Genomic DNA, 12,095 nt, shown 5'->3' with positions numbered 1-12,095 from the left:
ATTCCTTTGAGTTTCAGCCTTGCGGCCGTACTCCCCAGGCGGAGTGCTTAATGCGTTTGCTGCAGCACTAAAGGGCGGAAACCCTCTAACACTTAGCACTCATCGTTTACGGCGTGGACTACCAGGGTATCTAATCCTGTTCGCTCCCCACGCTTTCGCGCCTCAGCGTCAGTTACAGACCAGAGAGTCGCCTTCGCCACTGGTGTTCCTCCACATCTCTACGCATTTCACCGCTACACGTGGAATTCCACTCTCCTCTTCTGCACTCAAGTCCCCCAGTTTCCAATGACCCTCCACGGTTGAGCCGTGGGCTTTCACATCAGACTTAAAGGACCGCCTGCGCGCGCTTTACGCCCAATAATTCCGGACAACGCTTGCCACCTACGTATTACCGCGGCTGCTGGCACGTAGTTAGCCGTGGCTTTCTGGTCAGGTACCGTCAAGGTGCCAGCAGTTACTCTGGCACTTGTTCTTCCCTGACAACAGAGCTTTACGACCCGAAGGCCTTCTTCGCTCACGCGGCGTTGCTCCGTCAGACTTTCGTCCATTGCGGAAGATTCCCTACTGCTGCCTCCCGTAGGAGTCTGGGCCGTGTCTCAGTCCCAGTGTGGCCGATCACCCTCTCAGGTCGGCTACGCATCGTCGCCTTGGTGGGCCATTACCCCACCAACTAGCTAATGCGCCGCGGGCCCATCTGTAAGTGACAGCCGAAACCGTCTTTCCATCCTCCCCCATGCGGGGGAAGAACCTATCCGGTATTAGCTCCGGTTTCCCGAAGTTATCCCAGTCTTACAGGCAGGTTGCCCACGTGTTACTCACCCGTCCGCCGCTGACTTCCGGGAGCAAGCTCCCTTCTGTCCGCTCGACTTGCATGTATTAGGCACGCCGCCAGCGTTCGTCCTGAGCCAGGATCAAACTCTCCGATAGAATTTGTGACGCACATGGATGTGCTAACATCGGCGTTGTCACAGGACGTGACGATCTTAGCCGATGACCCTTAACTCTTGTACTTTTAAAGTGTGTACTCACTATCATTTAGACGTCTTATTTCCTATATAGAAGAAACAAGAATCTGGCGCTTGTTTTGTTCAGTTTTCAAAGAGCAATCTCATCTGTCGTTTCTCTCAGAAGCGACTTTATTAATATAACACGATATTAATCAGTTGTCAACTTCTACGAAATAAATTAAGTTTACTTATTCAATATTTCAAACTAACACTTTTGCCTTGTCTGAGAAAAGCGACTTAGTTATCTTACAATGTATTTCACCTGAAGTCAACAGCCAGAAGTGCACTTATGTGTTTTTTTTCAAAACTTTATGCAAACGATGTGGTATCAGAAGAAATCGAGTTTTGTTGTACTTTATTCAATATATAAGTGCTTGTTTAGATCGTTGTTGATTGGCTGCTTTATAGCTACAATAAAACTCCTAACTCATGTCTACCTAAAATAGCGTTGTATATATAAATGCGATGTCCGAACCGTAACTACCCATTTTCTTTACAATAGAAGACATAGAGCAAAGAATATGATGCTTACGACCGGTACTATACAGCTACCTTTATTCCAGCAAATCTTAGTAAATAACACCACGATTTTACAAAGCCTTTTTACAAATATTATATGCAGTTGGCTATGTTAAATAGTATCCAGCTTTCCTTTTTGCCATATTAGCACTAGGATTAAAACCTATCCAGAAAAAAAAACCTAACTTACATATGTCCCAATCTGTTGCTTGGATGGCTAATGAAGTTGTAATATGCCAAATATTACATACACGTAATATACAGCCTAATCCTTATATCATCTTAATCTCATCTAGTTTTTCAACTCGTGATATAGGGACTTGCTAAATACGACCAGTAACGAGTGACGCATTCTACTTAAGATAAGGCTACAAACTGAACCATCATCCCATTCTTTTATAGATGTCGTGACGTACATGCGGATTAGTTCTCTTTTTGCTCATATTACAAAAAACACAATAAATGATACAATAAGAGCACTAAAGTGAGATGAACCAATAAGGCTCATCAAATATTACGAAGTGATTATCGATGTCCTCCTTCAAAAGGTTTCCCCGTTTATGATCATCTTGTTTGGATTCACAAGCTTCTGGCAACAATAACAGACACTGTGATTATAACATTGGTTATATCGGCGACAAAAGCAAGCAATAATGAGAAATTTCTATTAGCACAGGAACTATATTGTTTACACATTTGCTGGCCTCTGATCCCTCTATATAACAGCAACCTGGATTTCACTGATTTATATGTCTTTCATAAATTGGGATTCCCTGTTAGAGACATAAAATTTCTACAACAGGGAGGTGCATAATAATATGAACGTATAATCTTTTTTTCTTTTATATAAACTACTCTTGTCAGGAGTACATCTCGGTTAAATTTGATGACAATGGAGCCGTTTTTTTCTGCTCCCTTACTTGTCATAATGTCGCGTTGAAAATCCAAACATGGTTGATTCTAAACGAAAGCAACCATTTGTGTTTGTCTGCCAGCCCATCTAATAGGTAGAATTTTTTACTATCAACGCATCCTGAGGTTTCATGACTATATACATGTCGCCAATCTCTAGAATTAAGGAAGGATTTCCCCTTCCGTATCCGTGCTGATGAAAACGGATATGAATATAATAATCAAGAGGAGATTATAAAAGAAAATGTGCTAAAACGGCAATCCCGGACCAATCACCATTTCAATTATTAATGGCGAAACGGCATTTGCCCAACGTTGGCCAGCTACCCCAAAGCTATAACCTGCAACGGGGATACCTCACTGAAATATACTTTATCTTTAGAAATGAATAGCTCTACACCAAATACTCCAAATCCGCCATCCGACTAGTTTTCTGTTATAAAAAATAACAGAGGCATAATCAAAAAATCACCTGTGATATATTGAATATAATCAGCATCGCCCTGGTTCCTTCTCTAAATTCAAACAGGACGTTAATATATGCCTTTTCTTTCGGATCCCGTATAAATTTCAAACTCAGCAAAAGTGATGTCCGTTTGAGCTGGCGGTTCGTCCTCAGCTTTTGCTTCTTCCTTTTCGTTCTCCTCCGTAGCTGCAGTGGCCACTTCCATCGCTTTGTTTTTCGTCTGCTCTTTCGTTTGTTCGGCGCTACTTCTGGCTCAGGGTCGGACGAGTAACCGCCTGGACTCATGTAGCAAACAACGGTATTATTATTTTACGCACTCTTTCCGCCTCCTTCGATATATGTCTAGTATAAACAGCAGATTACACCAGTGAGATACATATTTACGAATATTTCCTATCTTCGAAATAGCGTTAGAATGCGATAAATTTTGCGCAAAAAGAAGCTATCCCCGTTGGATAGTTTCTTGCGAGAAGAATAAATGTGGTAGCTTCGCATATCGTAGGATTTCAACGGTGGCCTTAAGCGTTTGTCCGGGTCGGCGAACTCCAATCCAGCGTATAACTCTTGTAAAGCTTTATTAACGATTCCTTCCGGTACAGTGCGCAGGGACACTACCTGAACAGGAAGCAATTCATCCGGCTGAGATTCGTTCAAAGCCTCCACTTCCACATCTTCTAACGGGTATTTGAAGCGCGTCACTGTGCGTCGGTGTCGCATTTGTTCTTGGAGCTTCGAGTTTAATTCTTCAAATTTCACAACTGCCAGTGGCATCGAATTTCCGTTGGTGACACATTCGCTTGATTAGTCGATAATAATACTCCCCCTTTTCCTTGAATCCCACCCGTTATATGAAAGGCTCGGCCGCACACCTGCCCTTTAGCCCGTAAGAAAGAGAGCAAACGGACTGCCAGTTCTTGAGTTAAACAATATTCCCATAGGTACTTTAATATTTTTAAACTACCATTTAATAAATGGGAAGAAAATGCTAGAATCAATCTGGCTTTATAAATTTAAAAACACGGAGAAAAGATATGACATGGGAATTTCTTAGCATCATAGGAACCATTGCTTTTGCTACAAGCGGGGCCATCATTGCCATGGAAGAGGAATACGACCTTTTAGGAGTATATATACTAGGTATCGTCACTGCGTTTGGCGGAGGGGCGATTCGAAATTTATTAATCGGGGTTCCCGTCTCTGCTTTGTGGGAACAAAGTATCTATATTTCTATAGCCATATTGGTTATTACGATTGTTTTTCTGTTTCCATCCAATTTATTAAAGCATTGGGGCAAATGGGGCAACTTTACTGATGCCATCGGTTTGTCCGCCTTTGCGATACAGGGTGCCCTTTATGCAGTGAAGATGGCTCTTCCTCTTAGCGCCGTAGTTGTGGCCGCAGTTTTAACCGGATGTGGTGGAGGAATTATCCGTGATCTTCTGGCTGGCCGCAGACCCTTGGTGTTCAGAGAAGAAGTTTATGCAGTATGGGCTATTTTAGTTGGTTTTGCTTTAGGCAGCAATCTCGTTTCAGAGACTTGGCAGTTGTATATTCTTTTTGCCATCATAACGGCTTTTCGCGTCCTTTCGTATACGTATAATTGGAAGCTCCCTAATAAAAAACTGAATGTAAGTCGTTGACATCGTAGGCTGCAATTTTTTAATGCTGTTGAGAAAGTTCCGTCTCAGCAGCTTTTTTTATGTACTTTCCTAAAAAACTGGAATCTGTCCTTTCTACTGTGCACTGTTGTTTTCTTAAACTGTAAGTCAAAACGATTTTGCTTATAACTAAGTATTTAAAAATGAAAATTAAGTATTCAAATTGTACCATATTCGATTTTATCCTTATTGAACTCCCTCAATATGATTCGATTTGCTTCCATATGCTCGCTAACTTGCCCATTTAGCACAATAAGAATCAGCGGTAGAAAATCATTAGATCTTGTATTTTAGCTCAAATTTTTTAATATGCACATTTAAACATTAGGGTCTCAATCTTCAAGCTGGCCATAAATATTCAATAATATGGACTCTAGTTAAAATTCTGTTCCGGTTTTCTTAAAAATAAAAAAATATTCTGCGCTCTATTGGAGCAAAACCCTAATAATAATAATCACCCATTTTTCAAACATTCTATATCATTCTATGTAACAATTGCATTTCGCCCTTAGTGGGGACTAATCAAAAAAGCTCCCCTTGAAGCAGGTCCATAGGAATCTTTTCTTTCTGAAAACTAATAGCTGTCATTAACGAATGAATGGCTTCATACAGTATCAAAAAAATGGGAGTTGATTTTCATAGTAAGATGGATTGATGTATCAACATCAAAACATCAATTACGCCTTTTTGACGGAAATCGGGTTTATCCTATTGCAGTTGGAAAAATATTGTCCCCCACACCTTCCGGTACATACAGGATCATAAATAAGTAGCGTAATCCTGGCGTACCATTTGGTGTACTTTGGATGGGATTATCAAGACCTCATAACGGTATACACGGGACAAATAACCCAGCATCAATAGGTAAGAATGTCTTACATGGGTGTATTAGAATGTTTAATGATGATGTTCTTGAATTATCTTCCAGAGTTCCACTTGGTACAGAGGTCTATATTCATACATGACTCGTTCAATCATCCATCCAAACTTCCTTAAAGATTCGTGTTCAGTTATTCCATACATTCTAAAAATCACCTATAATAAAACATAGTAATTTAATAGGAATTGTTGTATATTATATTTATCTATATTGGAAAGATGGGTAATCAATGGATAACGAAAAAGTAATTTTTAAGGGGAAGATTTATACTGTCATTCATAAATATGACTCGGACTATTGGGAAGTGAGAGAGGAAGGACATTCATATAATGCAGAACTGGTCCATAAATCCCAGGTTGAAGTATATGTTTCTGTTGAAACCAAAGATGAGAATTAATGTTACATAGAATAACCTGTAATGTATTATGAAATGTTATTTATTATGATTGAGAATGATCATTATAAATTTATATACAATCATAGATAGTTGACCTACTGAAAAAGGTTGCCAAATACGAACTCACCTCTTTAAAGGTGAAATAATAAAGGGAGGATATCTCCTCCCTATTGTTAAACAGTTCATTTACCTAGGGGTTGTCATGATTGTCTGTGCCGATAAATAAACCTCCAGCTTACCGATACTGCGATACTATTAGTCCTTCATGCCACTTTTAACCCACTTATTCACCATATTCCATGTCTCTTCCTCAAATTGTTAGCGATATCAAACTATTAGAAGATGCTTTGTTCATTAGTGGCCTTCCAGAGAACGTTCCCTAGGCTTCGCACCGACAGGCCTTTCACCATTCTTGTTCAACTATGCCTCTTTAGTGCAGTAAGTACAATGAACCGCAAAGTGCAAGTCAGAATTTCCTATGTTTAACCTTGATTCTCCTGGTTTCAGTGTTATTTCCAGTTTTAAAATCCAGGCACCAAGAAGTACATTTAAAGCAGTGTACTAAATCAATACCACATTAAAATATATCCCGGTAAGCCTGCTCAAGGATTTGCCGATAGTCGTCTGTTCCAATCTTTCTTATGTTACTCGGTGTTGAATTGTTTTGAACTGCCAGCTCTACGATTCGGTCAAAATCTTCCTCTTTTACCCCTGGCAAATCTCTTAATTTAGGAATCTCCAGGGTATTGGTAAATTCCCGAATCCCAGCAATAAGTTTTTCAACGGCACCCTCATCAGAATCTGATTCAGAAGCAAATTTCATGTACCGTGCTAAATCCGCATGGATGCCTTTCTCTTCTTCCGCGTTAAATTTCAAGACATAAGGCAAAAATACTGCGTTTGCCACTCCATGTGGTGTATCGTAAAGACCTCCAATCGCCTCTGCTAAACAGTGTACAGCTGCAACGTCAGTAGAACCGAAACATAATCCTGCAAGAAGACTTCCCTCTAGCATATTGAAGCGGGCCTGCTCATTTTCTCCATACATAAAAGCGATCGGTAAAGAGGATACGATTTTTCCCATTGCTCTTGCCCCAAATGCCTGGGAGATTGGGTTTGTCACTTTACATGTATAACCTTCTATCGCATGTACCAAAGCATCCACACCGGTTGCTGCAGTAACAGATTTAGGAACAGTTAATGTTAATTTCGGATCCAAAACTGCCATCATTGGACGTAATGAAGAATGCTTAAGTGTAAGCTTCTGATGGGTAGCGGAATCGGAAATAACGGAAGAACGGGTAACTTCGGATCCAGTGCCTGCAGTAGTCGGGACACAAATAATCGGAGCAATATTAGCGTATTCCTTCTTTCCTGCCACATAATCAGCAGGTGTCCCGCCATTCGGTCCTAAGAGTGCAATCGCCTTTCCCGTATCCATCGCACTGCCGCCGCCAATAGCGACAATTAATTCCATCCTCTCTTGATTAAATACCTTCGCACCTTCTAAGCATTCTGTATCTCTCGGGTTCTGAGAAACGGAGTCGAACAGAATAACACGAAATCCTAAATCCTCTAGAAGGGATTGGATTGGTTGGATTACACCTGCCTTAACCACACCTGGGTCACTGACCAGTAAAATGGATGATCCGATATTAAGGGACTTTATAAGGTCTGGTAATAACTCGACTTTTCCTAAACCCATCTCAATTCTTGTATTACAGTAATAACTATAGCTCTCCATAACTATGTCTCCTTACTTAAAGTTTTAAAGTAAAGCCAAATTTAGGCCCTATGCTGAAAAAAACTCCTTTTACAAATAGTGCCTGTGAGTCGTTGCAATGATATTGAATCCTTCTTCCTTGAATCTTGGTTTCCTTTGTTCGAGATTCAGATAGTGTGATCTGTGTGATTGACACGAGAATCCTCATTATATCTAAAAAAAATTATTAGTATGTGTTCGCCATTTTGCATCAAAATCCTGCACGTATGAAACCTCTTTTCCTGGTAGACCATAAATGGTTCTTTTGTTGGAAATAGCCGGCTGTCGGATTTCATCTTAAGATTAAAATCAAAACCAAACAAAAATTGGTTGGCCATTTGAAAGCTGCAACCGACTACCACAGATATGGCACCGATCCAAAAAAGTATGGCCATTCGTTCTATACGGCCCATCTATATAAACTTAATGAAGGAAACATACGCAGAGATCTATCATGATGTATTGGATGGCCTTCGAACAGGGTTTCATGAAGTCTGACTAATACTTTAAACTAAGCCAAATAGATTAAATGGGTTGTTTCATAATAAAATGTCTGATATATTTTAACTGTAGTATTTTTAGCGGATGTGGCGGAATCGGCAGACGCGCTAGATTCAGGTTCTAGTGGTAGCAATACCGTGGGGGTTCAAGTCCCTTCATCCGCATCGTTTTATCTGAAGCATACCACTAAGGCCGTTGATATGTTTTTTGTCAACGGCCTTTACTTTGTTCTTCGATGATTATTGAGTCAGATGTGTCTCTTTTTGTTCACGCGTTTATGTTAAAATTGATTATTTTATAAGAAGTTTGATTTATTACAACAAAAATGCAAAAGCCAGAAGCCCGTTCAAACTCCAATTTCTCTAATTAAAGGTAACGAAAAGAAGCATACCATGACTGCTATTTTCTTCGAGCAGCACATCAGCAGGCATCAAGGCATATTGTAATGTGCTTTCCAAAAGTTTGATACCCATAAAAAAGAGGGCAGGTTGCTAGATACATATGACTCTCGCGCCCGTTTATAGCTTTAGTCAACAGCTCTTCTCTGTGTCCGTCTCCATATACATCTACCGTATAAAAAATCAGCACCTGTTCGATTACGTATTCCACGACTTCAGAGCTTCTTTTGTCTTTCCAGATCCCCCTATTGCCCAACGTGCAAAAGAAACTTCGCAAACCTCCGTATCGCTCAAATTGCGATATTTCCTTATTTATCATTTATTCTTCGTTAGTTTCAATCCCGAACTTGTATACTGTTTTAGAAGAATATGTTTCCCCTGAGTCTATAATGGTTCCAGGGAAATGAGGGTGATGAATCGCATCAGGCAATCCCTGCGTTTCCAAACAGATACCCAGGTATTTCCTTGATGGTATTCTCCTGAAGCATCCTTCCGGTTTCAGGGAGTTTCCTGTATAAACGACAACCGCAGGCTCATCGGTTTCAATTGTAAGTATTCGTCCACTTTCAAAGTCCTTAAGTACAATTTCGTTATCATGATTTATATTCAGCAAAAAGGGATGATCATAGCCTTCTCCAACCAGTACATTTTGCGGATGTTCAGAACCAGATCCTATATTTATTTCTCTTCCAGATCTAAAATCGAACGGAGAATTTCCAACTTCGATAAAGTTGCCCGTAGGAATAAATTCATGATCAAGCTCTAGAAATCTATCACTCTTAATTTGTAAAGCGTGATCCAGAATATCTTTCTTAATATTGCCGCTTAAATTAAAATAAGAATGGTTTGTAACAGTTAACAGTGTTTTCTGATCAGTATGTCCCTCATAATAAACATGCAATTGATTGTTGTTATCAAGCAAATAAGTAACCTGCATGTTTACGTTGCCAGGATAGCCTTCCTCTCGATCTGGACTAAAGTAAGAAAAGCTGACCCCTCCATCTATTATTTCTGCATTCCAAATAACTCTATTAAATCCTTGATCACCACCATGTAAATGGTTGGGGGGATCATTTTTTGCAAGGTTATATATTTTTCCATCCAGTTCAAAAGAACCGCCCTTGATTCGTCCCGCTACCCGCCCTACGACTGCTCCTAAATAATAAGGGTCCTTAACGTAGTCTTTCAGGGTGTCATGTCCAAGCACAATGTTTTCATAATTTCCATGCTTATCTGGCGCAACAATTTTAGTGATGATACATCCATAATTAATGGCAGTCACTTCTACCCCGTTATCATTTACCATTGAAAAAGAAGTCACAGGGTGGCCCCCTATTTCACCAAAACTCTCCTGAATCACGTTCATATAACTCCGCGCCTCCATCTACAAACAAATTTAAATATAAATATTACCAATTTGAACTTCCAAAAAGGATTGAGCAAGCACCATGTGAGGAGCAGCTGAAAAGCGGACCGTACCTGGCCATAGAAGGCGTATATAAATGTTCCAATTATCCCGTCAAAGGAAGCTTGTCATCAGTAGCTTTTTTAGACGGTCATTCCAGAATCCATCGTCTTTGATAGTTATTGAAGTACTTCTACTATTTTCCTGAGGTTACCACATTATAGGAATATCTATCAAGTTTGGAATATACAAACAAAAACTATTATCTACTTTGGATTCTCAGCGCCAGCAATATCAGTAAGAAGCTAGACGAGATGTTACGTGATGTTTTTTAGACCGGCTTCTATTCGGCCCTCCCTCGTTTACATAACCTCGGCAGTTGCGTTTTCCGACTTTTCAGCATTGGGTTACGGCAAAAAAGTACATAAGCTACATGTAAGTAATGTAACAAGCAATACCCCGCACTTATCCTGTAATGAGTTTAGTAATACGCTTTGCTTTTTTATTTCGTTTCAGTGTTACCCATAGAAAGATAAAAAGCCCCGTAAATTCTTCATCCCTCTTTTGTAAATTAGCAAAAAGCCCAAACATCTATGCTTGCTTGTACATAAGATAAATTGAGATATCGACAAAGGGGGCGTATAAGATGGCAGATGGATATGCTGGATATGGCGGTGGCTTTGCTTTAATCGTCGTGTTGTTCATTTTGTTGATCATCATTGGCTGCTCTTGCTTCTATGGAGGGTACTAATGAATTGAAGTACTAAAGCTTATGAAGGCCCGAACACAGCCTTCATAGGCTTTTTTATATACGGTCATCATTATGTCGATCCCTACCATTACTTTAAGAACTATCCAAATTTCTTGTAAGTAGAGACGTATGTCCAATTTAAATTCATCAAGACACATATATTTAAAGTAGGGTTAAAACATAATCCTGTTTTGATAAGGAGGGAATCTTATGGGTTGCTTTTGGGGATGTGGATATACAGCGCCTGTTGCTGCGGCACCAGTTGGTTATGGCGGCGGCTTCGCATTAATCGTTGTATTATTTATCTTGCTGATCATCATAGGATGCGCTTGCTGGGGCGGTTATTAATACTAGGCTAATAGTTAAAAAAGGCGGTCCTTGGACCGCCTTTTTGACAAATGAATTAATATCATCCTCCGCAATAGCTTGCACCGATTACAATTAAAAGAATAAACAATACAACTAGCAGGGCGAATCCACCGCCAAAACCGTAAGCAACGCCATCAGCCATTTAAATCCTCTCCTCTTATTCGGTTCTAGGGAGGTTTACTTATGGGATAAGAGTAATACATACTATGAAACGGAGCAAAAAAAGACACTCCATAAATGAATATAACTAGGTCTGCTGCTGAAATCACCAGAATCAATGTCCACCTATATTATCTTTAATATCTTTTTTAAAAAAGAATAAAAAGCCCTGTCGCTTTCGTTGTTTGTACATTAAATAAACCAAGAATATACAATGGGCTGGATTCTTTGGCAGGCGGATATGCTGGATATGGCGGCGGCTTTAGGCTAACCGTGGTGTTGTTTTATGTTGATCTTCTTCGGCTGTTCTGGCTTATATGGCTACTAATAAACAGTACTACTTAAAGCTATAGGACCAAAAACCATTGTTGATCTGATAATACTTTAGAGATTCTAACGCAAAGTAGTTATCTGGCCTGTACTCCTTTTGGTATGTAACAGATAAATTAAAGTAAGAAATGAAACAAGCGTAGCCGCTCCAGGCATTTCTTCTGAAATAAGCGAAGCAGTACGCTTCGTTTTTTTGTTCAAATCATTGGGACCACAAACCCACTGCAGAATTTCCATCAATCGGTTTTTTCTCAAGGAGTGTGTAAAAGCCCTGTCCTCTGCAGTGGTGTTTACATAAGATAAATTGAGATTAAGTCAAAGGGGTGGATAAAATGGCAGATGGATATGGTGGATATGGCGGTGGTTTTGCTTTAATCGTAGTATTGTTCATTTTGTTAATTATCATCGGCTGCTCTTGTTTCTATGGCGGCTACTAATTAGTAGAAAAAGCAAAAGCCTATAGAGGTTTTAACCCTCAATAGGCTTATTGCCAATTAAAAGACAATGAATATTAAAAAAAGAACCTTCAAATCAAGATGGATTTGAAGGTTCTTTTTATGATATATAATGAAATTTATGAA

The 12,095-nt window shown here is 39.7% G+C and carries 9 protein-coding genes, 1 tRNA gene, 1 rRNA gene and 1 pseudogene (1 of these 12 running past the window's edge); 7 read left to right on the top strand and 5 right to left on the bottom strand.

The annotated features are described in order from the left end of the window. Positions 1–927, bottom strand: a 16S ribosomal RNA gene (locus tag V1500_RS11215); it reaches 623 nt to the left of the window's first position. Positions 928–3,297: 2,370 nt separating this feature from the next. Then, the gene (locus tag V1500_RS11210) at positions 3,298–3,558 is read right to left on the bottom strand and encodes a hypothetical protein (protein ID WP_409305622.1); all 261 of its coding nucleotides are present in this window, start codon (positions 3,556–3,558) and stop codon (positions 3,298–3,300) included. A gap of 377 nt (positions 3,559–3,935) precedes the next feature. Here V1500_RS11210 and V1500_RS11205 point away from each other — a divergent pair, with 377 nt between their 5' ends. The 3 genes and pseudogenes from V1500_RS11205 to V1500_RS11195 all read left to right on the top strand — a co-directional run bounded on the left by V1500_RS11205 (position 3,936) and on the right by V1500_RS11195 (position 5,839). Next, entirely contained in the window at positions 3,936–4,544 is a 609-nt protein-coding gene (locus tag V1500_RS11205; protein WP_409305621.1) for a trimeric intracellular cation channel family protein, read from the top strand. 656 nt (positions 4,545–5,200) lie between these two features. Continuing rightward, positions 5,201–5,527 (top strand): annotated as a pseudogene (locus tag V1500_RS11200) (L,D-transpeptidase). Between the two features lie 144 nt (positions 5,528–5,671). Continuing rightward, positions 5,672–5,839 carry a hypothetical protein gene (locus V1500_RS11195; protein ID WP_409305620.1) on the top strand — a complete coding sequence of 56 codons (168 nt, stop codon included), beginning with the start codon at positions 5,672–5,674 and terminating at the stop codon, positions 5,837–5,839. A gap of 577 nt (positions 5,840–6,416) precedes the next feature. Here the strand turns inward: V1500_RS11195 and V1500_RS11190 are convergent. Further along, positions 6,417–7,583, bottom strand: coding sequence for an iron-containing alcohol dehydrogenase (locus V1500_RS11190; RefSeq protein WP_409305619.1), 1,167 nt, complete (start codon positions 7,581–7,583; stop codon positions 6,417–6,419). A gap of 599 nt (positions 7,584–8,182) precedes the next feature. Here V1500_RS11190 and V1500_RS11185 point away from each other — a divergent pair. Then, positions 8,183–8,266, top strand: a tRNA-Leu gene (locus V1500_RS11185). Positions 8,267–8,819: 553 nt separating this feature from the next. Here V1500_RS11185 and V1500_RS11180 read toward each other — a convergent pair. Continuing rightward, complete coding sequence (locus V1500_RS11180) at positions 8,820–9,866, bottom strand: aldose epimerase family protein (protein ID WP_409305618.1); 1,047 nt, start codon at positions 9,864–9,866, stop codon at positions 8,820–8,822. 685 nt (positions 9,867–10,551) lie between these two features. Between V1500_RS11180 and V1500_RS11175 the strand changes: the two genes are divergently transcribed. Together V1500_RS11175 and V1500_RS11170 are read left to right on the top strand one after the other, a co-directional pair. Then, entirely contained in the window at positions 10,552–10,656 is a 105-nt protein-coding gene (locus tag V1500_RS11175) for a YjcZ family sporulation protein (protein ID WP_409305617.1), read from the top strand. 210 nt (positions 10,657–10,866) lie between these two features. Then, positions 10,867–11,004, top strand: coding sequence for a YjcZ family sporulation protein (locus V1500_RS11170; protein WP_409305616.1), 138 nt, complete (start codon positions 10,867–10,869; stop codon positions 11,002–11,004). 61 nt (positions 11,005–11,065) lie between these two features. Here V1500_RS11170 and V1500_RS11165 read toward each other — a convergent pair whose 3' ends face one another. Continuing rightward, positions 11,066–11,167 carry a YjcZ family sporulation protein gene (locus V1500_RS11165; RefSeq protein WP_409305615.1) on the bottom strand — a complete coding sequence of 34 codons (102 nt, stop codon included), beginning with the start codon at positions 11,165–11,167 and terminating at the stop codon, positions 11,066–11,068. A 679-nt stretch (positions 11,168–11,846) separates the two neighbouring features. On the opposite strand from V1500_RS11165, the gene V1500_RS11160 reads away from it, so the two are divergent. Next, positions 11,847–11,951 carry a YjcZ family sporulation protein gene (locus tag V1500_RS11160; RefSeq protein WP_409305614.1) on the top strand — a complete coding sequence of 35 codons (105 nt, stop codon included), beginning with the start codon at positions 11,847–11,849 and terminating at the stop codon, positions 11,949–11,951. Positions 11,952–12,095 lie beyond the last annotated feature (144 nt).

The sequence above is a fragment of the Peribacillus sedimenti genome (assembly GCF_046237635.1).
Classification (GTDB): Bacteria; Bacillota; Bacilli; order Bacillales; family DSM-1321; genus Peribacillus; species Peribacillus sedimenti.
Note: the sequence above shows the minus strand (reverse complement) of the source record. Positions and strands in the feature narration are given on the sequence as shown.